Source organism: Mesorhizobium sp. J8, assembly GCF_016591715.1.
GTDB lineage: Bacteria > Pseudomonadota > Alphaproteobacteria > Rhizobiales > Rhizobiaceae > Mesorhizobium.
The window spans coordinates 2318819-2340552 of the sequence record NZ_AP024109.1; the positions used below are offsets into that span (position 1 = coordinate 2318819).

Here is a 21734-nt window from a genome sequence, read left to right on the forward strand (position 1 = left end):
TGCAACCGTGGAGAGATCAGCCAGTTGGAATCCTTGGATCCTGCACGATGTAGAACGTCCAGCGCGGCGTGTAATCGGTGATCAGGAAATCGAAGGTCGCCGTCTTCAGCGGGTCGATCTTGCCGTTCTTGAACAGCAGCCGGTCATAGGGTTCGAACCGTCGGTCGAAATCGGCGAAGTTGCTCGACCAGATGTTGTCGGGCGTCTTGTTGCGCTGGTCGAAGGACAGGCCATCGCCGAATACGCTAGGTTGGTCGAGGATCTCCTGCAGCTCGAACTGGAACTCCACCCAGGGGAGCGCGCTGTTGTTGAGCACGTCGATGCGCATATACATCACGCCGTTGGCGACCTCGCCGGCCTTGCCGAAGGGCTCGATCGGCTTGGTGGCGCGAATGGTCAGCGTCACCGGCGTCGCCGTGTTCAGCTCCTCCTTGATGACCAGGGGATCTTCCTTGGTGCCGATGCCGGAGGCGCCGGTGATGCGGAAGCCGCCCAGCTCGTCGGAGAAGGAATAGGCGCCGGTCGCCCATACCTTTACCGGATCCGCCCGGACTTGCGTGGTCAAAAGGGCCGGCAGGCTCAAAAAGAGGAGCGGAAGAACCGCGCGCCAGGCCGCGCCTGGCGTGAAGAGTAAGCGCTTCGGTGGAAAGCCGGGCGGCTCTGGGCTGCGCATGTCGCGAAGTATTGCCGATAACCAAGCCGTCGAACAATTAAAAACATCCCGGCGCCGCCTGGCCTGCCAACCAATTGGCGCTGGCCTATGCTTGGCCATGGCCTGTGCTGCTGCCTTTTCGTAGGGAAACCGCGACTTTTTGTCGAAATCGGCGTTGTCACGTCCGCGCCGGTTTCGCGTCGCGAATTGATGCGCTATGCAGCGCATGAGCCAGCACAATGCGAGAATGCGGCAAGCTATAGAGGGGCCGATGAGCGAAATCGAACGCGAAAGCATGGAATTCGACGTGGTGATCGTCGGCGCCGGTCCCGCCGGCCTCGCCGCGGCTATTCGTCTGAAGCAGCTCAACCCCGACCTCTCCGTCGTCGTCCTGGAGAAGGGCGGCGAGGTCGGCGCGCATATCCTCTCCGGCGCGGTCGTCGACCCGATCGGCATCGACCGGCTGCTGCCCGGCTGGCGCGAGGAAGAGGGTCATCCGTTCAAGACGCCTGTCACGGCGGATCATTTCCTGGTGCTGGGCCCAGCCGGTTCGTTCCGCCTGCCCAACTTCCTGATGCCGCCGTTGATGAACAATCACGGCAACTACATCGTGTCGCTCGGCAATGTCTGCCGCTGGCTGGCGACCAAGGCCGAGGCGCTGGGCGTGGAGATCTATCCGGGCTTTGCCGCGGCGAGCCTGGTCTACAACGACGCCGGCGCCGTAACGGGCGTCATCACCGGCGACATGGGCGTCGAGAAGGACGGCACGCATGGCCCGGCTTACGCGCCCGGCATGGCGCTGATGGGCAAATATGTGCTGATCGGCGAGGGCGCGCGCGGCTCGCTCGCCAAACAGCTCATCGCCAAGTACCGGCTTGCCGATGGCCGTGAGCCTGGCAAGTTCGGCATCGGCCTCAAGGAACTCTGGCAGGTCAAGCCAGAGAACCACAAGCCGGGCCTGGTGCAGCACTCCTTCGGCTGGCCGCTCGACATGAAGACCGGCGGTGGCTCCTTCCTCTACCATCTCGAGGACAACCAGGTGGCGGTCGGTTTCGTCGTCCACCTGAACTACAAGAACCCCTATCTCTCGCCCTTCGAGGAGTTCCAGCGCTTCAAGACGCATCCGGCGATCGCCGGGACCTTCGAAGGCGCCAAGCGCATCGGCTATGGCGCGCGCGCCATCACCGAGGGCGGCTGGCAGTCCGTGCCGAAGCTGTCTTTCCCGGGCGGCGTGCTGATGGGCTGTGCTGCCGGATTCGTCAACGTGCCGCGTATCAAGGGTTCGCACAATGCGGTGCTGTCCGGCATGCTCGCGGCCGAGCATGTGGCCGAGGCGATCGCCGGCGGCCGCGCCAATGACGAGCTTGCGTCCTACGAAGAAGCCTGGCGCGGCAGCGACATCGGCAAGGATCTGAAGAAGGTGCGCAACGTCAAGCCGCTATGGTCGCGCTTCGGGACCGTCGTCGGCGTCGGCATTGGCGGGCTCGACATGTGGCTGAACACGCTGTTCGGCTTCTCGCCTTTCGGCACGCTGAAGCACGGCAAGGCAGACTATGCCACCCTCGAGCCGGCCTCCAAGCATCAGAAGATCGCCTATCCGAAACCGGATGGCGTGTTGACCTTCGACCGTCTCTCCTCGGTGTTCCTGTCGAACACCAATCATGAGGAAAACGAGCCGGTGCATCTGATCGTCGCCGACATGGCGCTGCAGCAGCGTTCGGAGCACGATGTCTTCGCCGGCCCGTCGACCCGCTATTGCCCGGCCGGCGTCTATGAATGGGTGGACAAGGACGGCAACGCCGCCGCCGATCCGTCGGCCAAGGACGTGCGCTTCGTCATCAACGCGCAGAACTGCGTCCACTGCAAGACCTGCGACATCAAGGATCCGAACCAGAACATCAACTGGGTACCGCCACAAGGCGGCGAAGGCCCCGTCTACCAGGGCATGTGATCCGCTCCGACCGGGCCGTCTCGACCGCCGCTCCAACAAAGCCGGCGAAGGCCCGGTCTACCAGGGCATGTGAGCCGCTCCTCCGATCCGCAACCATCCGCGGGTCGGGTTCCTTACGCTTGAAATTGCAGCCGGCTTATAGTTCCTTCTCTGCGGATAAGGAGCAAATGGCCATGCGCCTGGCGGTTCTTACATGTCTCATCATGCTCGGTGGCCTGTGCGGCGGTGCCCCGGAGGCACTGGCCGGCACCAAGGTGCTGGTCACGACCCGCAGCTATGACATCGCCGGCGCGACGGGCGCCGCGCTGGTCGAAGCGATGAACCGTAAAGGTCCCAAGCACGGCTTCATGACCCGTGCCATCGCCGACACCAGCTACGTCGTGAACTGGAAGCTGGACGTGGACCGCGCTGACGGGATGTGCAGATTGCGGGGCGCCGACGGAACGATGGAACTCACCTACACTTTTCCTCGCCTGGCTTCGCCGCCGAAACCCGAGCTCGAGCGGCGCTGGCGTCGCTTCCTCGCCGGCGTCCGCGCCCACGAGCACCATCACGGCCGCATCGCCAAGGCCATGATGCGCGCCACCGATAAGTCCATTGCCGGCCTGAAGCTGGCCGACAACTGGTTCTGCACTGCCACCCATCGCGAGGCCAGGCGCCGGATCGACACCGTCTACGCGCAATATGAAGCGAAACAGAACGCCTTCGATGCGCGCGAGCATCGTGACGGCGGCCATGTCGACCGGCTGGTCAATGCATTGATGGGGAAGAACTGAAGCTTCGGTCGTTCGCTTAAGAAACAGAGCGTCAGCCCTGCGGTCTGTCCGTCGCCTCATTCGCCGCCAGCGCCGACTTATGCTCGTCCTCGGGCGCGTCGCTGGCGGGCGGCAGCGTGAATTCGACCAGCACCGGCAGATGGTCGGAGCCGGTATCTTCCAGCCGGGCAGACGACAGGATCGTCACCCCGCCCTTGCTGAACACCTGGTCGATCGGCAGGCCCGCGTAGCGGCGCAGGACATCGGGCAGCGTGCGGTGGATCCAGGTCGGCCCAGCCGACGGCATCAGCGTCATGCCGCTGAGCCGCGCCACCCGTCGCACCGCCGCGCTCCACGGCACGGCATTGCAGTCGCCGGCCATGATGGCGGTCTCGCCGAGCCCGGCCAGCGGTTCCGCCAGCTCGCCGATCTGCCAGGACTGTTCCTTCGGCCACGGCCAGCTCAGATGGATCGCGGCGACGTCGACGGGGACGCCGTTGAAATCGATCGTGGCGGTCGCCATCGCGCCGCGCGGCTCGCAGCGCGGCGCGGTGCCGGCGGCGAAGGGACGGCGCGAGAGCAGCGCGACGCCGAATATGCCGTTGGGGTAGTCGCAAAGGATGCGGTAGGGATAGGCGCCGGCAATATAGCCGAGCTCCTTCGACCACATCCCCGATACTTCATCGAGCGTGATGACGTCCGGATTGGTCCGGCCGATCAGCGACAGCACCTTCTTCGGCGTCGGATTGTTAAAGCGCAGGTTCATCTGCAGCAGGCTGTAGACCATTCGGTCGGCCGGCTTCGCGACCGCCTGCTGCGTCGACAATCTGGGCAGCGCGCTCGTCGTCGTGGCGAAGCAGGCGATTGCGAAGACCAGCGCCGCGACGGCCTGCAGCCGATACGGACCGGCAAGCAGCGCCAGCGCGAGCAGCACCGTCAGCACGCTCAGATGCATGCGGAAATGCGAGAAGGAATCGAAAGCCGGATGCAGCGCGCCGAAGAACCCGGCCAGCAGCGCGGCCGAGCATGCCATCATCGCCAGGAATGTCAGCTGAGCCATCATGCTCAAGCGCGCGCCGCCCGTAGTCATCTGCTCCGACCCGCCCAGGATATTTCACCGTTTAACGGAACGCCGAAAGGCCCTGTATCTGTTCCGACGCGATTTCGAACGGAAACCGCTCGCGTTCTTCCTGAATTTGCTCCAGCCTTCCGTTCTGACCGCTTATCGGCCAAATTGCGGCCCGAGCAAGACGACGGATTGCCTCGCCGGCGGCTGGCCGGCACGGGCCTACTGGAACGCTGTCTCGGAAAAGCTTCTGAGCTTGCGCGAATGCAGGCGCTCCATCGGCATTTCGGCGAGCTTCTCCATCGCCCTGATGCCGATGGTGAGATGCTGCGCGACCTGCCGCTTGTAGAATTCGGTCGCCATGCCGGGCAGCTTCAGCTCCCCATGCAGCGGCTTGTCGGAGACGCACAGCAGCGTCCCGTAGGGCACGCGGAAGCGGAAGCCGTTGGCGGCGATGGTGGCCGATTCCATGTCGAGCGCGATGGCGCGCGACTGCGACAGACGTTGCACCGGTCCGCGCTGGTCGCGCAGCTCCCAGTTGCGGTTGTCGATGGTGGCGACGGTGCCTGTGCGCATGATGCGCTTGAGATCGTAGCCGGACAGGCCGGTGACTTCGGCGACCGCTTCCTGCAGCGCCACCTGGATCTCCGCCAACGGCGGGATCGGCACCCAGACCGGCAGGTCGTCGTCCAGCACATGATCCTCGCGCACATAGGCGTGCGCCAGCACGTAGTCGCCCAGCGCCTGCGTGTTGCGTAGGCCAGCGCAATGGCCGAGCATGACCCAAGCATGCGGCCTCAGCACAGCGATATGGTCGGTGATCGTCTTGGCGTTGGAAGGCCCGACGCCGATATTGACCATGGTGATGCCGCCATGGCCGGGTTTCTTCAGGTGATAGGCCGGCATCTGCGGCAGGCGCTGCGGCGGCGTGCCTTCGCTCGGCGAGCCGGCTCCCGCCTTGGTCACGACATTGCCCGGTTCGACGAATTCACTGTAGCCGCCTCCACCGCCCTCCATCAGTTCGCGAGCCCGGGCGACGAATTCGTCGATATAGAACTGGTAATTGGTGAACAGCACGAAATTCTGGAAATGCTGCGGGCTGGTCGCCGTGTAATGCGTCATGCGGTGCAGCGAATAGTCGATGCGTTGCGCGGTAAACGGCGCCAGCGGCCGCGGTTCGCCGAACGCCACCTCGAAGGTGCCGTTGGCGATCTGGTCGTCGGTGCCGTCGAGATCCGGCACGTCGAACAGGTCGCGAATCGGCCGCTTGATGCGCTCGGCGGCCGCGCCATCGACATAGGTGCCTTCCAGGAAGGCGAAATGCAGCGGGATCGGCGTGGTCGATTCCGACACCGTCACCGTCACGCCATGATTGCGCATGATGAGCCGAAGCTGTTCGACGAGATAGTTCTCGAACAGTTGCGGCTGGGTGATGGTGGTGGCGAAATGCCCCGGAGTCGGCATATGGCCGTAGGCTTGGCGCGAGTCGATCTGCGTGAACGAGGTCGTGGTGACGCCGATCTGCGGATAGAACGCCCGGTAGCGCTTGCTCTCGTCGCCGCCCGCGGCAAGGGCCGCGAAAGAATCGCGCAGGAACTTGGTGTTGCGGTCGTAGAGCGTCTGGAGCGCCGCGACCGCCTTCTTGGCGTCGTGGAACTCCTGCTTGCCGAAGGGCTCCGGCATGACGACCGATTCGATGGCTTGGGGGTAGATTCGCTTTTCCATGGCCCAATATAGAGATTTGGAAGAGCGGTTGGGAGGGGGAGGCAGGCGTCAAGCCGCCGCAACCGTCGTTTTTCCTCGGTGGCGCGTTACCCACGCTGCAGGCTGATCAGGAGTACAAAGCCCACGCTGGTGTTCTTGTGCGCCGGCGCCTCGATCGTGTGGCCCGTATCGGCCCGCATCACAGGCACCGCCAGCACCGGCGCGGCGAGCAGCATCAGGATGAGGGTCGCCCGCGGCAGCAGCCTGAGGATATTCATTGCGGTGGCGGCGAGGCGGTTCATTTTGGGTGTCCCGATTTTTAGCGAGGTCGATGTTCAGCTTTGTCGTTTCGGCCCGTCACTTGGTTCACGGAGCCGAGAACGAAGCCACGGGCCGTTCCCACAAGCGAGACGAGTGGCCGCCTCCGGCCACCAGGATGGCGAAGAACATGCCGAACAAGCTCATCAGCAGGCAGACGATGGTGAAGCGACGCGCAAGCATTTCCCTCTCCTTCAATGCGGGAGAAAATGCCTGACGGCCTCTGAACCGGTTCTGAGACCGGTATTCATCTGCGGTTCAAATTGATTGACGAGGGCTTGAAGGGGCGCGGGAGGCCTGGTGCGGGTCAGCGAAAGCGCCGACCCTGCAAAAGAAAACGGGGCCGCTTGGGCCCCGTTCGCACGATCCGGGATTGGCGGTCAGAGCTTGTGCCAGGTCTGGCTCTTGCAGATCAGGCCGCCGAGCACGCAGCCGCTCATCTTGAGCGTCGTGCCCGTAAGGGTCGCCTTGCCGGAATAGGTCTTGTCGTTCGCGGGGTCGGTGATTGAGCCGGCATATTTGTTGTCGCCGGCCGCCTTCAGAGAGCCGATGGTCTTGCCCGCATATTTGCCGGTCTTGAGCGTGATGGAGAACGAGCCGCCGCCGCCGATCGTCGCGGTCTCGCCGGATTGCGTCTTCCAACTGCCTTCGATCGGGTCGGCCCACGCTGCACCCGCCATGATCAAGGTGGCCGCCAGGGCCAGGCTCATCTTTCGAAACATCGTGTCCTCCTCCCAATGGGCATACGGCGGGCTCCGGTCCGCCTTCCAGTCCCTTACGCAAAGGTAAAGCTAATCCAGCTCCGGCCAAAACGAAAGCGGTGCCGCCACGGAAGGTTGTAAGGATTTTCGCGCCGGCTATCGCCCACAATAAACGAAACCGGAAAAGTGCTTCCGTTTCCGTGGTTAGCGAAGTCTTGATTCAGGTCGCGGCAATTTTCATCGAATTTGATGCAAAATGGCCGAAAAGCTGGATTCTCATGCTTAATGAATTTCCGCGTTTACCTCTTGTTTTAGCTTTGTTTTCCTCAAATTAAGCACGCCATTTAACGACGGATTCAAGGCCAGGCTTCATCCTCGAAAGCATCGAAAGAGCGGCTCGCCCCGAGGGACACCAAGGGAAAAAGGAGGCAGCTCTCGGGAGTCAGACAGGGGATTGAAATGGCACGCTTTGAAATGCTTGAAGACGGCTTCGGCGCCATGGGGGCAACTGCCCAGGCCGACATTCTTTTCGAACTGGGCATGATGTATGCGACCGGCCGCGATTGCGAGACCGACGTCGTCGCCGCCCACAAATGGTTCAACATCGCCGCGATCAAGGGATCGGTCCGCGCCGCCGAGCTACGCTCGGAACTCTCGGCCACCATGTCGAAGGTCGAGATCGCCACGGCGCTGCGCGAAGCGCGCGAATGGATGACGATGCACTGATCCGGCGGACGCAGGTCCGAAGAGTTTCAGGGGACAAGGCCGCGACAAGACGGCCGATCAACAAGAACAAGAATGCAGAGGGCGAACCTGCCCGACTGCGCGACAAGACAGGGAAGCGAGTGGGTTTCAGGCGCGGGGGCGTCTGGGGAACTCGACTGCAAAAGCCGCGACCGGCCGAAATAAGGCCGGCGCGGCTTTTTGCATTACGCGGGGTAATCACGAGGCACGTGGCCCAAGCAATCCTGGTCGAAATGAACCAAAACCTTCCGAATTGTCCTCTCGACAGTTTCAGCGAAGGGTGAAATTGTCCCGGCTCTGTGAACGAAGCGCGGCCGGGTGGCCATGCGCAAGTGGAGGAGTTCTTATAGTCATGAAAAAATTGGGTATTTTGAGCGCGGCCGCATTTGGCCTGATGATGAGCGCGCCGGTTGCCTTCGCCGACGACATCACCATTTCGGTGGTCGGCCCGATGACCGGCCAGCTCGCCACCATCGGTGACCAGTTCAAGCAGGGCGCGCAGGCTGCCGCCGACGCGATCAATGCCGCCGGCGGCGTCAACGGCTCGCAGATCAAGCTCGACATCGAGGATGACCAGTGCGATCCGAAGCAGGCGGTGTCGGTGGCCAACCGCATCGTCGCCAACGGCGTCAAGTTCGTCGACGGCCATGCCTGTTCGGGCTCGAGCATTCCGGCCTCGGCCGTCTATGCCGAAGCCGGCACGCTGATGATGAGCCCCGCCTCGTCCAACCCGGTGCTGACCGACGCCGCCGCCAAGGCGGGCTGGCCGACCATCATGCGCCTTTACACGCGTGACGACGCGCAGGGCGCCTTCATCGGCCCGTGGATCGCCAAGAAATATGCCGGCAAGAACGTCGTCATCCTGCACGACAAGAGCGCCTACGGCCAGGGCGTCGCCGATGCCGTGAAGGCGACGATGAATGCCGGCGGCCTCAAGGAAGTCGACTACGAAGGCATCAATGCCGGCGAGAAGGACTATTCGGCTCTGGTCACCAAGCTGAAGGAGCTCAAGGCCGACGTGGTGTATTTCGGCGGCTACCATCCGGAGGCGGGGTTGATCCTGCGGCAGTCGGCTGAGCAGAACGTCAAGTTCCAGCTGATCATGCCGGACTCGATCGCCTCGCCGGAATTCTGGCAGGTCGCCGGCCCGGCCGGCGAAGGCACCATGTTCGTCTTCCCGTCGGACCCACAGGCCAAGCCGGAAGCGAAGGACGCGGTCGCCAAGATCAAGGCCGGCGGCTTCACGCCTGAAGGCTTCACGTTGTTCTCCTATGCCGTGATCCAGGCCGTGGCCGAAGGCGTCAAGCGCGCCGGCAGCGACGATCCGGCCAAGGTCGCGGAGGCGCTCAAGGACGGCAAGCCGATCAGCACCGTCGTCGGCGACGTCATCTTCGACGAGAAGGGTGACCTGAAGAACGCCAGCTACGACATCAACCAGTGGCACGACGGCAAATACGCGCCGATCAAGCCGTAAGTCGGTTCTGCAGCTATCGAGGAAAATGGCCGGGCTCGTCCCGGCCATTTTCTTTAAATCAGGTCCGATTGTCCTCGACATAGCGCACCAGCACCGTGCCGTCGCTGACCTGCGCGCCTTCGGCCGCGATCTCGGCGATCACGCCGTCATGCGGGGCGGCGATCGTATGTTCCATCTTCATCGCTTCGAGGATCAGAAGCGGCTGGCCCTTGATCACGGCATCGCCCGCTGCGGCCCGCACCAGCTTGACCAGCCCCGGCATCGGCGCGCGCAGGCTGCCCGAAGCGGCTCCGGCTTCGTCGGCCTTGGCGAGCGGATCGGGAACGGTGAAGGTGTAGCCCATCGCACCTTCGAAGACGGTGACATGGCCTGGCCAGCGGACGGCGCGCGGCATGGTCCTCAGGTCATGCGTGTTCACGGCGTCATGCGGCGCTTCCAGCGCCACCTGGAAACGGCCGTCCGGCCGTGCCGAAACCCTGGCAAGGATGTTCTCCTCGCCATGGCGCAAGCGGATGCGGCGCGCGAGCGTGTGGAAATGGGCGTAGCCTGAAAGTGTCGACCAGGGATCGGTGTCTGGACCCGGCGCGCCGGCGTCCGTCGCGGCCAGCGCCGCGGCTGCGATCGTCTCATCGCCCGGCGCGGGAACGGCGGTGAGCGCTTCCTGGTGCCGGCCGATCAACCCGGTATCGACATCGCCGGCGGCGAAATCGGCATCGGCGGCGAGCGCCGCCAGGAAGGCGGTGTTGACGATCGAACCGGCCACTTCCGTCCGCGCCAGCATCTCGCGCAGGGCATTGAGCGCCGAGGCCCTGTCCTTGGCATGCACGACCAGCTTGGCGATCATCGGATCGTAGAAGGGCGAGCTCGCATCGCCGGCGCGTACGCCGGTCTCGATACGCATCTGAGCTCCTTCCGGCGCCGCTTCCGGGAATTTGAGATGATGCAGCGTGCCGGTCGCCGGCAGGAAGCCCCTCGTGGCGTCCTCGGCATAGAGGCGCGCCTCGAAAGCGTGGCCGGCAAGCGCGATCTCGCCTTGCGTCTTCGGCAGTTTTTCGCCGGAGGCGACGCGCAGCTGCCATTCGACGAGATCGACGCCGGTGACCATCTCGGTGACGGGGTGTTCGACCTGCAGCCGCGTGTTCATCTCCATGAACCAGAAGCGGTCGGCTTTCAGTCCTTCGGAAGCATCGACGATGAATTCGATGGTGCCGGCGCCCGAATATTGGATCGCCCTGGCGGCCTTCACGGCCGCTTCCGTCATTGCCTTGCGCAGCGCTGGCGTCATGCCGGGGGCGGGCGCCTCCTCGATCACTTTCTGGTGGCGGCGCTGCGCCGAGCAGTCGCGTTCATAGAGATGCACCGCATTGCCGAAATTGTCGCCGAACACTTGGCACTCGATATGGCGCGGCTTGTCGACATATTTTTCCACGAGCACGCGATCGTCGCCGAATGCCGCTTTCGCTTCGCGCCGCGCTCCGGAAAGTGCTTCCGAGAAATCGTCGGGGTGGTCGACGCGGCGCATGCCCTTGCCGCCGCCGCCGGCGCGCGCCTTGATCAGGACGGGGTAGCCGATCTCACGAGCCTTGGAGGCAAGCAGCACGATCTCCTGCGCTTCGCCGTGATAGCCGGGCACCACCGGCACGCCGGCCTTTTCCATCAACCGCTTGGCGGCGTCTTTCAATCCCATGGCGCGGATCGAGGCGGCGGACGGGCCAATGAAGACAAGGCCTGCCGTTGCCACCTGATCAACGAAGTCTGGATTTTCCGACAGGAAACCGTAGCCGGGATGGATGGCCTCGGCACCGGTGGCGAGTGCCGCGGCTACGATCCTGTCGCCGCGCAGATAGCTTTCCGCGACGGGCGAGGGGCCGATATGCACCGCTTCGTCGGCCATCTCGACATGCAGGGCCTTGGCGTCGGCGTCGGAATAGACGGCCACGCTGCGCACGCCGAGCTTACGGGCAGTGCGGATGACGCGGCAGGCGATCTCGCCGCGATTGGCGATCAGGATCTTGCTGAACATGGAGCCTCCCGGTCTTGCGTCGGGCGGCGCCAGTCCTGCCGGCACCGGCCTATTTCGAAGCGGCGATGGCGCAGCCGCCGCTCGCCGTGTTGAGTCGCCACCTTTTCAGGCCGCCCTGGCAGTTGCGCAACGCGATATCCTCCGCCGCCTTTTGCGACGGTGCGTTGAGCGCCTTGCCGCAGACGACATAGAGGTCCATCACGCGTGTGTAGAAAGTTGTTGCATAGGCCGAGTGGGCGCTCGCCGCGACATAGGACCTGTAGGCGCTGGTGCATTGGTCCTTCGGATTCATCGACAAAGGCGGCGGAAAGCGTTTGTCGCCCACGCTGCCCGCCAAGGACCCACCTGCCTGGGCGATAGGTGCCGAGAGCAACAGAATCGGCACAAACAACGAGACGATCGACTTGCGGAAATATTCCAAACTCATGTCCAGCCCACCCCAATTCCCCAATGCAGGCTGAGCAATACCGAATATCTGTAGTTTCCACCAGCGGCATCCTGGAGGTTCCAATTTGCCTGTATTGAGAAATCGGTTGGTCCATAAGTTCAGCTTTCCGAGATACCAGCAACGACCCGACGGTACACCTCCGCCGTGTGCTCGTCGAAACAGCAGAAAGTAACAACGTCCGGCGCTGGGTGCTGCCGCAGAAAGTTGCTTACGGTACCGACAGCGATCCCAGTCGCCTGGTCTTTTGGATAGCCGTAGATGCCGGTCGAGATCGCCGGGAACGCTACCGTCCGGCATTCATGGTCGAGCGCAATTTCGAGCGAGCGCCGGTAGCAGGAGGCGAGCAGTTCGGCCTCGCCCTTGCCGCCGCCTTGCCAGACCGGACCGACCGTGTGGATGACATAACGCGCCGGCAGCCGGTAGCCTTTGGTCAGCTTGGCATCGCCGGTCTCGCAGCCATGAAGCATGCGGCATTCGGCAACCAACTCCGGCCCGGCCGCGCGATGGATGGCGCCGTCGACGCCACCGCCGCCCAGCAGCGAGGAATTGGCCGCGTTGACGATGGCGTCAACCGCGAGCCTTGTGATGTCGCCGGTGTGGATGCGGATCCTGTCGCCGAGAGCGCTCATCGTCACATCCTGAACACGCCGAACTTCGTCTCCTCGACCTCCGCATTGAGCGCCGCCGAGAGGCTGAGCGCCAGCACGTCGCGGGTCCTGGCCGGATCGATGATGCCATCGTCCCAGAGCCGCGCCGAGGAATAGAGCGGATGGCCTTCATGCTCGTATTTCATCAGGATCGGCTTCCTGAACTTCGCTTCCTCTTCGGCGCTCCATGCGCCGCCCTTGCGCTCGATTCCTTCACGCTTGACCATGGCGAGCACCGTCGCCGCCTGCTCGCCGCCCATCACCGAGATGCGCGCGTTCGGCCACATCCACAGGAAGCGGGGCGAATAGGCGCGGCCACACATGCCGTAATTGCCGGCGCCGAACGAGCCGCCGATGATCACCGTGAGCTTCGGCACCTTCGCCGTGGCGACCGCCATCACCAGCTTGGCGCCGTCCTTTGCTATGCCGCCGGCCTCGTATTTACGGCCCACCATGAAGCCGGTGATGTTCTGCAGGAAGACCAGCGGAATGCCGCGCTGGCAGCAGAGCTCGATGAAATGCGCGCCCTTCAGCGCGCTTTCAGAGAAGAGCACGCCGTTGTTGCCGAGAACGCCGATCGGCATGCCGTGCAGATGCGCGAAGCCGGTGACCAACGTCGTGCCGTAATTCTGCTTGAACTCGTCGAACTCCGAGCCGTCGACGAGACGCGCGATCACCTCGCGCACGTCATAGGGCTGGCGCAAATCCGTCGGCACGACGCCGTAGAGTTCCCGCGGATCGTAAAGCGGTTGAATCGGCTTCCGCAGATTCAGGCTTACGGCCTTGTTTCGATTGAGGTTTCTGATGATACGCCGGCAAATCGCCAGAGCATGCTCGTCGTCCATGGCGTAGTGGTCGGCGACGCCGGAAAGCCTGGTATGGACATCGGCGCCGCCGAGTTCCTCGGCGCTGACATCCTCGCCGGTCGCCGCCTTCACCAGCGGCGGGCCGCCGAGAAAGATGGTAGCCTGGTTGCGCACCATGATCGTCTCGTCCGACATCGCCGGCACATAGGCGCCGCCCGCCGTGCAAGAGCCCATCACGCAGGCGATCTGCGGGATGCCCGCCGCCGACATGTTGGCCTGGTTGTAGAAGATTCGGCCGAAATGCTCTCGGTCCGGGAAAACCTCGTCCTGGTTCGGCAGATTGGCGCCGCCGCTGTCGACCAGGTAGATGCAGGGCAAATTGTTCTGGAGCGCGATCTCCTGCGCCCTGAGATGCTTCTTCACCGTCAGCGGATAATAGGTGCCGCCCTTCACCGTCGCGTCGTTGACGACGACCATCACCTCGGTGCCCTCGACGCGGCCGACGCCGGTTATGATGCCGGCCGCTGGAATGTCCTCGCCATACATCGACCACGCAGCGAACTGGCCGACCTCGAGGAAGGGCGAGCCGGCGTCGAGCAACTGCGCCAGCCGCTCGCGCGGCAGGAGCTTGCCGCGTGAGACGTGACGTTCGCGCGCCTCGTCGGAGCCGCCGCGCTCGACGCTTGCCGCCTTCTCGGCGATGTCGGCGACCAGCGCCCGCATGCGCTCCGCATTGGCGCGGAAGGTGTCGGAGGAGGGGGAGATCTGGGTTTGCAGTGTGGCCATGGTCGGTTCCTATTGCTCGGTCACGACTTGCAATGTGCCGTCTCGCCGCTCGAAGACATATTCAGACAGAAGGTCAGGCTCATCTTGAAAAACCTTCGTGATCAAGGTGTGGGCTATCCGAATCGCGTTGGGCAGACGCTTGTCGAAGACAAAAACGGCGTCGCGCCGTGGAATAGCTATGAACACTCCATTGGGAAACTGAGGCTCAAGCAGAGCCCAGAATTTGTCGGTCAGCAGAAGGGCGGGCGAGATGGCCTCATCACCTTCCACGGTGAAGATGGATATGCCTTCGCGAATTTTTTCTTGCTTGACCTGCGGAATCTGCTTGTCGATGTTTTCCAGGGCAAGCTGACGAAGCTGTGCCAAGGAACGGCCTCCGACCTCGGAAATCGGCATGCTGGCAAGCGATTCCTCTGCATCGATCTGGTAGAGGATCACGACATCGCCAGCGAGATTCTCGTAGACAGGACCTTTGCCGGGCGTTGCGTCGCCTTGGAAGCCGTCTAGGTGCTCGCGGGGTCGAATATTCGCAATTAAGCGGTCGGCTTCGAAACCACCTTCGGTATCGGTTAGGACAAGAACGTTCAAGAAACGCTGGATCTCGGCATCGGCTTCATCGGCGGGCAGTTCGCGAAGGCGACCAAGGAGGTTGGTGACGTCCACTTGAAGATTCTGGTCCTTACCCGGGCGCACTGTCGTCACGCTGAGCCGAGCCGGATCTGCGGGATCAGGAGTAGCCTCCTTGACGCGGCTGTCTTCCTTGAGTCTCGAGATGACTTCAGCCCGCAGCGCCGCGGCATCCTTGAACCCCGGCGCGTCAGAATGCGCCATCGCTACAAATCCGGACAGTGACATAGACGTGACAACAGCCCGTGCTATTGCCCTGAGATGTTTTGGCGGCCTTGGCATTTTTAACGTAGCTCACACCCCCTCCGCCATGATCTCGCGGCCGATCAGCCAGCGGCGGATCTCGCTGGTGCCGGCGCCGATCTCGTAGAGCTTGGCGTCGCGCAGCAGCCGTCCCGCCGGGTAATCGTTGATATAGCCATTGCCGCCGAGAAGCTGAATGGCGTCGAGCGCCATCTGCGTCGCCTTCTCGGCGGCGAAGAGCACGCAGCCGGCGGCGTCCTTGCGCGTGGTCTCGCCGCGGTCGCAGGCGGCCGCCACCGCATAGACGTAAGCCCGCGCTGCGTTCATCGTCGAATACATGTCGGCGAGCTTGCCCTGCACCAGCTGGAACGTGCCGATCGGCTGCCCGAACTGCTTGCGCTCGTGCACGTAAGGGACAGTGACGTCGAGACAGGCCGCCATCAGGCCGATCGGTCCGCCGGAAAGCACCGCCCGCTCATAGTCGAGACCCGACATCAGCACCTCGACGCCGCGCCCTTCCTGATGCAGCACGTTCTCGAACGACACCTCGACATTTTCGAAGACGAGTTCGCCGGTGTTGGAGCCGCGCATGCCGAGCTTGTCGAGCTTCTGCGCCACCGAAAAGCCGGCCATCGTCTTTTCGACGATGAAGGCGGTGATGCCGCGTGAGTGACGCTCCGGATCGGTCTTGGCGTAGACCACCATCGTTCCGGCATCGGGGCCGTTGGTGATCCACATTTTCGAGCCGTTGAGCACGTAGCGGTCGTTGCGCTTTTCGGCGCGCAGCCGGAGCGACACCACGTCCGAGCCGGCGCCGGGTTCCGACATCGCCAGTGCGCCAACCGTTTCGCCCGAGCAAAGGGCAGGCAGGTACTTTTCCTTCTGCGCCGGCGTCGCCCAGCGGTTGATCTGGTTGACGCAGAGATTGGAATGCGCGCCATAGGAGAGACCGATCGAAGCGGAAGCGCGCGAAATCTCCTCCATCGCCACGACATGCGCGAGATACCCCATGCCGCTGCCGCCGAAATCTGGATCGGCGGTGATGCCGAGCAGGCCGAGCGCGCCGAGCTCGGCCCATAGATGCGCGGGAAACTCGTTGGAGCGGTCGATCTCGGCCGCGATCGGCGCGATCCTGTCCTGGGCGAAGCGCCGCACCGTATCGCGCAGCGCCTCGATATCCGGATCAAGTCCGAAGCTGAGCGTGTTCGTGTACATGCCGTTCCTCCCTGCGCACGCCCCGGTCTTCGCGGGAATCATGCCTTAATCAGAGTGCCACGGCGTCCCCGGCGCGCCCGGAAGGGCGCGCGGTGCCATGGCTGATTGTCGCGCCGACCAGGCGCATTGTCATCGAAAGATATGATGCCGTGACTTCGGTGATCGACAGCCGATCGCCCGGCCGGAACCAGACGATGACGCCGGTCATCATCTGGATCAGCGCCATGGCGGTCAGGCCTGTATCGTCGATCTCGAAAACGCCGGCCTCGGCGCCGTCGCGCAGGATCTTGCGCAGTTCCTTTTCGTAAGCCGTGCGCATCTTGAGGATCTGCGTCAGCCTTTCATGCGAGAGGCTGCGCAATTCCATGTTGGAGACATGGGTGGCGTGACGTCGCTCGATATGGAAGGCGATATGGTTTTCGACATAGGCGGCGAGCTGGCTCACCGGATCGGCGTTGGCCGGCCGCGCCGCGTTCCAGGCCTCGATCAGGCCTTCCATATGCTCCCGCATCAGCGTGAACAGCAGATCCTCCTTGGTTGGAAAATAGCGGTAGAGCGCGGCCGCTTGCACGCCGACCTCCGCCGCCAGTTGCCGCATCGACATCGCCTCGTAACCTAGCCGCGCGATCAGGCTGACTGCCGCTTCGCGGACGGCCGCCTCGGTCTTTTCCCCATCGGAACCTGTAGTGCGCGCCATGCTTGCCTCCGGCGGCATTAATAAAACGAACGTTCAATTAATTCAAGATGCGTCATGCACTTGCCCCCGCTAGGGTTGGCAGGGCGAGATGAGGCTAGAGCATGATTCCGAAAAATGGGAACCGATTTTCGGAGAAAGATCATGCTCCAACAAAGAGTTAGATCGTGAGGGCGATTCAATGAAACGCCATCACGATCTAGACGATGATCCTGAAATCCACGGGCGCGTCGTCGGCCGCTTCTTCGGTCTCGACCTTCGAGACAAGCGCGCCCCGCGGCCGTTGCCACAGGCGTTCGATCATTGCCGTGACGGCGCCATCGGCGCCGGCAATCAGCGCGGTGACCGAGCCGTCGCGCTCATTGCGCACCCAACCAGTCAGACCGAGACGCATGGCTTCGCCGCGTGTCCAGACGCGATAGCTTACACCTTGCACCGTACCGGAAACACGCGCCCGAACGGCTCTTTGCTCGCCTTGCATTGCCTGTCTTCCGCGTTGCACTCGGCGGAATCTGGCACAGCAAAGGGCAAAGGCAACAGGGGTTCGTTCAGTTCCCCCGCGCCGCCGCCAAAGCGCCCGGCAGTTCCTCGGCGAAGATATCGAGCTCGTGGTCTAGGCCGACGCTCACCCTTATGCAGCGGTCGAGCCGTGGCGCCATCGGCTTGCGGATGAACAAATCGCGCGACAAGAGGTTCTGCATCACTTTCAGCGCGAAGGCGCCGTCACGGCCGCAGTCGATGGTGACGAAATTGGTCGCCGACGGCAATGGATTGAGGTCGTTCTGCCTGGCGATGGCTGAGATGCGCTCGCGGCCTGCCGCGACCCGCGCCACTACCGAGCGCAAATAGTCCTGGTCGGCAAGCGCCTCGAGGCCGGCGATCTGCGCCATGCGGCTGACGCCGTAATGATTGCGGATCTTCTCGAAATCGCGGATCACCTCCGCCTCCGCGACCGCATAGCCGCAGCGTATGCCGGCCAGTCCGTAAGCCTTGGAGAAGGTGCGCATGCGGATGAGGTTCGGCCGCGAGACATCGATCGCCGGAAGAGCCGAGGCCGGTCCCAATTCGCCATAAGCCTCGTCGAGCACCAGCATGGTGGTTTCCGGCAGCGCCTCGATGAAGCGGACGACATCCGGCGCCTCCCACCAGCTTCCCATCGGATTGTCGGGGTTGGAGAGATAGACCAGCGGGGCCTTTTCACCGACGACCTTGGCGAGGAGTCCATCCAGGTCCTCCTTGTCGTTGGCATAGGGCACGGTCACCAGTCGGCCGCCGACGCCGGCGATGTGGAAATTGAAGGTTGGGTAGGCGCCGAGCGAGGTCACGACCGCGTCGCCCGGGGCGACATACATGCGCGCCACCAGGCCGAGCAGGCCGTCAATGCCTTCGCCGACGACCACGTTTTCGACGGCCACGCCGTGATGAGCGGCCGCCGCCACCTTCAGCTCGTAATTGTCGGGATCGCAATACATCCACTGGTCGCGCGCGACGCTCTCCATCCGCGCGATGACGCGTGGCGAAGGCCCGAAACTGCTTTCATTGGCGCCGATGCGGGCGCGGAAAGGGCGCCCGCGCTCGCGCTCCTGCGCCTCCGGCCCGACGAACGGCACCGTGGTGGGAAGCGCGCCGATGATCGGCGTGAGGGAGGGGCGACGAAGCATGGCACAGGCTCGCGTGAAGGGGCATTCTTGCTAGCGTGACAGATAAGTGGGCGCAAGCTGGATTGAAGCCGCTCCGCGTTCTTGCCGACGCGGACGAGTCGAGCAAAGGGACGTTGCAAGCAGACTTCGCGCGTCGAGGTTGGACTGGATTCCGCCGGGGCTTTTTGCTAGCAGACGCCATGAACAATCGTCTACCGCCTGCCTGGTCCAAACATCTAAAATCCGGCGCTGCGCCGAAACCCAGATGGCCCCAGCCAAGTCCGCCACAGCCAGGTCCCTGGAAGACAAATTCGTTCGCACGCGCGCCGGCCGACGACGCGTTGCTGAAGAAAGCCTATGAGCATCAGCAAGCCAAGCGGCTTGATGAAGCTCAGGACCTGTGTTTGGAGGTGCTGGCGCGAACGCCAAACCATCCGCTGGCTCTCTATATCATGGGTACGGTTTGTCTGGGCTATGACGACGAGGCGGCTCTTCGCTATTTCGCGCGTGCGGTCGCCGAGGATCCTGGAAATCCGTATTACCATCTCAGCTTTGGCGAGGCCTATGCGAAGCTGAGCGAATTCTCGGCCGCCATCAAACACATACGGTATGCCCTAGAAATACAGCCCGATCTTGTGGAGGCGCTGTGCGCCCTGGGGCGTGTTTATACCCAGTTCGACAAACCCGACTTGGCATTGCCACTCTATGAGAAGGCGCTGAAGATCAACCGTGACCATTCCAAGGCGCGGACCGGAATGGCTGCTACGCTCACTGGTCTTGGGCGTATGGACGAAGCCGGCGCCTATCTCAAGGAGGCGATCGAACGACGCGTCGACGCCCCGGCTGCCTACTACGAGCTCGTGCAGAGCCGGAAGTTTACCGAAGAGCCTCCGGAACTCCAGTCGATCCTTCGCGAACTCGGCAGTCCGGGGCTTAACGCGGAGGCCGTGCAGAGCCTCCACTACGCCGCCGGCAAAGTGCAGAACGATCTCAAGCGCTACACGGAAGCATTCGATCACTTCAACAAGGCCAAGCAGGCCGCCGGCTACCGGTTCGATATCGATCAGTATCGTCGGTTCGTGGACTCGATGATTGAGCTCTTCACGCCCGGTCTGTTTGCTGCCGCATCCGGCTTTGGCAATCCTTCCGACCTCCCTGTGTTCGTCGTTGGCATGCCCCGCTCCGGAACGACGCTGACGGAACAGATCCTGGCCAGTCATCCCGGGGTTCACGGCGCGGGAGAACTTGAAAAACTAAGACGGGTGGCAAACGCAATCGGCCTCAAATCGTCGGCTGAAGATCTGAGCAAGCCCGTCAATTCCCTTACACCGGAACTGACCAGGACGCTGGCCGAAGAGCATTTGTCCTACCTCAGGGAGCGGGCGTCTGCCGCGCTCCGAATCGTCGACAAGCAGCCGCATAATTTTGAGCTGATCGGCCTTATCGCCTTGCTCTTTCCCAATGCGCGCATCATTCACTGCCGCCGCGATGCCATCGACAATTGCGTGTCATGCTATGTCCTGCCCTTCAGCCCGGCACACAGCTACAATTCGGACCTACGGGCACTCGGCCTGTACTACCGGGAATATGATCGCTTGATGCGTCACTGGAACGAGGTTTTCCCAGGCCGTATCTTTGAAAATCGCTATGAGACACTCGTCGAGGATCAAGAGGCACAGTCGCGCCGGCTCATCGGTCATCTCGACCTGCCCTGGGACGACGCATGCCTGCGCTTCTTCGATAGGGAAGGGGCGGTCACCACGCCCAGCCGCTGGCAGGTTCGTCAGCCGATCTACAAATCGTCCGTGAAGCGCTGGAAGAATTACGAAAGCGAGATCCAGCCTTTGATCGAGGCCTTGGGCGATCTCGCTGACATTTGACTTGGATCACGGGCAGGCGGGGCGCCATCTCGCCGGAATTTAAAGCTTTCCACCACGCTGTGCCCCATTGCGGCTTCCACCACAAGCCACGCAGCGGTTTTGGGACATCCATCAAGCAGAAAAGAAAACCCGGCGGTTGCCCGCCGGGTTCTCCTGTCTCCCCAGAAATATCTGGCCTTAGAAATCGCGCTGGAAGCGGATGATCGCGCCGACGGCGTTCTTCTTCGTGGCGCCAGCCCAAACGTTGCCGTGGTCGATAGCATCCGAGCCGACATGCTGGTAGTCGACTTCGGGCGTGATCGTGAAGCCGGGAACGACGGTGTAGGCGACGTTGGCCGCGATGCCGTAGTCCTTCCACTCATCACCCGACACCTGGAGGTTGAACGACGCCTTGTCGCTGAACTTGTAGGTGCCGCCGGCCCAGAAGCCCCACTTGCCGCCCCACGGCTTGTAGAAGCCGCGACCGTTCGCAAAGTCGAGTGCGGACGTGTCGTTAAGCTTGCCCTCGCTGGCGTAGCCGAACATGCCGAACAGCGACAGCTCGTTGGTCACGTTCACATCCAGGCGAACCTTGCCCGAGACGTATTCGTAGTTGCTGTCATAGGCGACGACGCCGACGATATCACCCCAGCCCTGGGTGTACTTCAGGCCGCCGACGATGTGCGGAACGTAGCTGTCGATCGTACCGACGCCATAACCATAACCTCCCGTAATATTGGGGGTCTGTGCGCCGCCGCCGGAACCTTCTTCGAGAGAGGCCATCGCCGAGAAACCGTTGCCGGCGTCGAAGTAGTACTGAACGACACCGGTCTTGAACCCGCCATAGGGAACGATGGTGTCGTTGACGACGTTGCCGGCGTAGCCGACGAACGTATCGAAGGCCGATTCGTCCAGGCCGACCCGCAGGCCGCCAAGCTGGATCCAGGCGAAGTGCATGTCGAAGCTGTTTTCAGCGCTGTTGCCATCACCATTGTCGAACGGGTGATTTTGGAAATTCATGCGCGTTTCGGTGTAGGTCTTCAACGTGCCGAGTTCCGTTTCCTGGCCGGTCCAGGTCTTCAGCGTGAAGCGGGCGTCCTTGTACCAGGTGCCCTGGTTCTTGCCGGTGACGACGTCGTCGGCGCGTGCGCCGGTGAACGTGCCAACATCGCCGAAGCCGGCGTCATAGCGGACATAGCCGCCGATGCGCAGGCAGGTCTCGGTGCCCGGGATGTAGAAATAGCCGGCGCCGTACACGTCGCAGATCTTGACGTATTCAGCCGGTTCCGGCTCGGCGACGGTCACCGCGTCGGCGGCGCGAGCACCGGAAACTGCGACCAGAGCCGCAGCTGAGCCGAGAAGAAGGCTCTTGATGTTCATT

At 62.9% G+C, this 21734-nt stretch carries 21 protein-coding genes; 5 read left to right on the plus strand and 16 right to left on the minus strand.

Annotated features, from left to right (window positions below; genetic code table 11):
* Positions 1–16: 16 nt before the first annotated feature.
* Entirely contained in the window at positions 17–673 is a 657-nt protein-coding gene (locus MJ8_RS10615) for a hypothetical protein (RefSeq protein ID WP_201414325.1), read from the minus strand.
* 250 nt (positions 674–923) lie between these two features.
* On the opposite strand from MJ8_RS10615, the gene MJ8_RS10620 reads away from it, so the two are divergent.
* Positions 924–2603, plus strand: a complete 1680-nt coding sequence (locus tag MJ8_RS10620) for an electron transfer flavoprotein-ubiquinone oxidoreductase (RefSeq protein WP_201414326.1) — start codon at positions 924–926, stop codon at positions 2601–2603.
* Between the two features lie 173 nt (positions 2604–2776).
* Complete coding sequence (locus tag MJ8_RS10625; RefSeq protein ID WP_201415390.1) at positions 2777–3379, plus strand: DUF922 domain-containing protein; 603 nt, start codon at positions 2777–2779, stop codon at positions 3377–3379.
* Positions 3380–3410: 31 nt separating this feature from the next.
* Here MJ8_RS10625 and MJ8_RS10630 read toward each other — a convergent pair whose 3' ends face one another.
* The 5 genes from MJ8_RS10630 to MJ8_RS10645 form a co-directional block, all read right to left on the minus strand.
* A complete protein-coding gene (locus tag MJ8_RS10630) occupies positions 3411–4421 on the minus strand; it encodes an endonuclease/exonuclease/phosphatase family protein (protein WP_201414327.1) in 1011 nt (336 codons plus the stop codon).
* A 225-nt stretch (positions 4422–4646) separates the two neighbouring features.
* Complete coding sequence (locus tag MJ8_RS10635) at positions 4647–6107, minus strand: AMP nucleosidase (protein WP_225248220.1); 1461 nt, start codon at positions 6105–6107, stop codon at positions 4647–4649.
* 128 nt (positions 6108–6235) lie between these two features.
* Positions 6236–6430, minus strand: a complete 195-nt coding sequence (locus MJ8_RS10640) for a hypothetical protein (protein WP_201414329.1) — start codon at positions 6428–6430, stop codon at positions 6236–6238.
* A 64-nt stretch (positions 6431–6494) separates the two neighbouring features.
* A complete protein-coding gene (locus tag MJ8_RS32530; RefSeq protein WP_263649657.1) occupies positions 6495–6629 on the minus strand; it encodes a hypothetical protein in 135 nt (44 codons plus the stop codon).
* 197 nt (positions 6630–6826) lie between these two features.
* Positions 6827–7168: a DUF2147 domain-containing protein gene (locus MJ8_RS10645; RefSeq protein WP_201414330.1), complete on the minus strand. Its 342-nt coding sequence runs from the start codon at positions 7166–7168 to the stop codon at positions 6827–6829.
* Between the two features lie 438 nt (positions 7169–7606).
* Here MJ8_RS10645 and MJ8_RS10650 point away from each other — a divergent pair, with 438 nt between their 5' ends.
* Positions 7607–7873: a sel1 repeat family protein gene (locus MJ8_RS10650; protein WP_140831069.1), complete on the plus strand. Its 267-nt coding sequence runs from the start codon at positions 7607–7609 to the stop codon at positions 7871–7873.
* 370 nt (positions 7874–8243) lie between these two features.
* Positions 8244–9365, plus strand: coding sequence for an ABC transporter substrate-binding protein (locus MJ8_RS10655; RefSeq protein WP_201414331.1), 1122 nt, complete (start codon positions 8244–8246; stop codon positions 9363–9365).
* 58 nt (positions 9366–9423) lie between these two features.
* Here the strand turns inward: MJ8_RS10655 and MJ8_RS10660 are convergent, their stop codons facing one another.
* From MJ8_RS10660 to MJ8_RS10700, 9 genes are all read right to left on the minus strand, one after another.
* Positions 9424–11388, minus strand: coding sequence for an acetyl/propionyl/methylcrotonyl-CoA carboxylase subunit alpha (locus MJ8_RS10660; RefSeq protein WP_201414332.1), 1965 nt, complete (start codon positions 11386–11388; stop codon positions 9424–9426).
* 49 nt (positions 11389–11437) lie between these two features.
* Entirely contained in the window at positions 11438–11815 is a 378-nt protein-coding gene (locus MJ8_RS10665; RefSeq protein ID WP_201414333.1) for a hypothetical protein, read from the minus strand.
* A gap of 119 nt (positions 11816–11934) precedes the next feature.
* Positions 11935–12465 (minus strand): O-acetyl-ADP-ribose deacetylase, encoded by a 531-nt coding sequence (locus tag MJ8_RS10670; protein ID WP_201414334.1) that lies wholly within the window; start codon positions 12463–12465, stop codon positions 11935–11937.
* Between the two features lie 2 nt (positions 12466–12467).
* Positions 12468–14075, minus strand: a complete 1608-nt coding sequence (locus MJ8_RS10675) for a carboxyl transferase domain-containing protein (protein WP_201414335.1) — start codon at positions 14073–14075, stop codon at positions 12468–12470.
* Positions 14076–14084: 9 nt separating this feature from the next.
* Complete coding sequence (locus tag MJ8_RS10680) at positions 14085–14906, minus strand: hypothetical protein (RefSeq protein WP_201414336.1); 822 nt, start codon at positions 14904–14906, stop codon at positions 14085–14087.
* 90 nt (positions 14907–14996) lie between these two features.
* Positions 14997–16160 (minus strand): isovaleryl-CoA dehydrogenase, encoded by a 1164-nt coding sequence (locus MJ8_RS10685; protein WP_201414337.1) that lies wholly within the window; start codon positions 16158–16160, stop codon positions 14997–14999.
* A 49-nt stretch (positions 16161–16209) separates the two neighbouring features.
* Positions 16210–16857, minus strand: a complete 648-nt coding sequence (locus tag MJ8_RS10690) for a TetR/AcrR family transcriptional regulator (protein ID WP_201414338.1) — start codon at positions 16855–16857, stop codon at positions 16210–16212.
* A 196-nt stretch (positions 16858–17053) separates the two neighbouring features.
* Positions 17054–17335: an acylphosphatase gene (locus MJ8_RS10695; protein WP_201414339.1), complete on the minus strand. Its 282-nt coding sequence runs from the start codon at positions 17333–17335 to the stop codon at positions 17054–17056.
* A gap of 67 nt (positions 17336–17402) precedes the next feature.
* The gene (locus MJ8_RS10700) at positions 17403–18515 is read right to left on the minus strand and encodes a pyridoxal phosphate-dependent aminotransferase (RefSeq protein ID WP_201414340.1); all 1113 of its coding nucleotides are present in this window, start codon (positions 18513–18515) and stop codon (positions 17403–17405) included.
* A 179-nt stretch (positions 18516–18694) separates the two neighbouring features.
* Between MJ8_RS10700 and MJ8_RS10705 the strand changes: the two genes are divergently transcribed.
* Entirely contained in the window at positions 18695–20374 is a 1680-nt protein-coding gene (locus MJ8_RS10705) for a tetratricopeptide repeat-containing sulfotransferase family protein (protein ID WP_201414341.1), read from the plus strand.
* Between the two features lie 177 nt (positions 20375–20551).
* Here MJ8_RS10705 and MJ8_RS10710 read toward each other — a convergent pair whose 3' ends face one another.
* The gene (locus tag MJ8_RS10710) at positions 20552–21733 is read right to left on the minus strand and encodes a porin (protein WP_201414342.1); all 1182 of its coding nucleotides are present in this window, start codon (positions 21731–21733) and stop codon (positions 20552–20554) included.
* Position 21734: the final 1 nt, after the last annotated feature.

Bases quoted from the DNA above. Each gene is read 5' to 3' on its own strand.
- MJ8_RS10660 (WP_201414332.1), bottom strand. From the start codon at position 11,388: ATGTTCAGCAAGATCCTGATCGCCAATCGCGGCGAGATCGCCTGCCGC.
- MJ8_RS10615 (WP_201414325.1), bottom strand. From the start codon at position 673: ATGCGCAGCCCAGAGCCGCCCGGCTTTCCACCGAAGCGCTTACTCTTC.
- MJ8_RS10710 (WP_201414342.1), bottom strand. From the start codon at position 21,733: ATGAACATCAAGAGCCTTCTTCTCGGCTCAGCTGCGGCTCTGGTCGCA.
- MJ8_RS10640 (WP_201414329.1), bottom strand. From the start codon at position 6,430: ATGAACCGCCTCGCCGCCACCGCAATGAATATCCTCAGGCTGCTGCCG.
- MJ8_RS10700 (WP_201414340.1), bottom strand. From the start codon at position 18,515: ATGCTTCGTCGCCCCTCCCTCACGCCGATCATCGGCGCGCTTCCCACC.
- MJ8_RS10645 (WP_201414330.1), bottom strand. From the start codon at position 7,168: ATGTTTCGAAAGATGAGCCTGGCCCTGGCGGCCACCTTGATCATGGCG.
- MJ8_RS10650 (WP_140831069.1), top strand. From the start codon at position 7,607: ATGGCACGCTTTGAAATGCTTGAAGACGGCTTCGGCGCCATGGGGGCA.
- MJ8_RS10705 (WP_201414341.1), top strand. From the start codon at position 18,695: ATGAACAATCGTCTACCGCCTGCCTGGTCCAAACATCTAAAATCCGGC.
- MJ8_RS10625 (WP_201415390.1), top strand. From the start codon at position 2,777: ATGCGCCTGGCGGTTCTTACATGTCTCATCATGCTCGGTGGCCTGTGC.
- MJ8_RS10675 (WP_201414335.1), bottom strand. From the start codon at position 14,075: ATGGCCACACTGCAAACCCAGATCTCCCCCTCCTCCGACACCTTCCGC.
- MJ8_RS10665 (WP_201414333.1), bottom strand. From the start codon at position 11,815: ATGAGTTTGGAATATTTCCGCAAGTCGATCGTCTCGTTGTTTGTGCCG.
- MJ8_RS10680 (WP_201414336.1), bottom strand. From the start codon at position 14,906: ATGGCGCATTCTGACGCGCCGGGGTTCAAGGATGCCGCGGCGCTGCGG.
- MJ8_RS10685 (WP_201414337.1), bottom strand. From the start codon at position 16,160: ATGTACACGAACACGCTCAGCTTCGGACTTGATCCGGATATCGAGGCG.
- MJ8_RS10670 (WP_201414334.1), bottom strand. From the start codon at position 12,465: ATGAGCGCTCTCGGCGACAGGATCCGCATCCACACCGGCGACATCACA.
- MJ8_RS10630 (WP_201414327.1), bottom strand. From the start codon at position 4,421: ATGATGGCTCAGCTGACATTCCTGGCGATGATGGCATGCTCGGCCGCG.
- MJ8_RS10695 (WP_201414339.1), bottom strand. From the start codon at position 17,335: ATGCAAGGCGAGCAAAGAGCCGTTCGGGCGCGTGTTTCCGGTACGGTG.
- MJ8_RS10635 (WP_225248220.1), bottom strand. From the start codon at position 6,107: ATGCCGGAGCCCTTCGGCAAGCAGGAGTTCCACGACGCCAAGAAGGCG.
- MJ8_RS32530 (WP_263649657.1), bottom strand. From the start codon at position 6,629: ATGCTTGCGCGTCGCTTCACCATCGTCTGCCTGCTGATGAGCTTGTTC.
- MJ8_RS10655 (WP_201414331.1), top strand. From the start codon at position 8,244: ATGAAAAAATTGGGTATTTTGAGCGCGGCCGCATTTGGCCTGATGATG.
- MJ8_RS10620 (WP_201414326.1), top strand. From the start codon at position 924: ATGAGCGAAATCGAACGCGAAAGCATGGAATTCGACGTGGTGATCGTC.
- MJ8_RS10690 (WP_201414338.1), bottom strand. From the start codon at position 16,857: ATGGCGCGCACTACAGGTTCCGATGGGGAAAAGACCGAGGCGGCCGTC.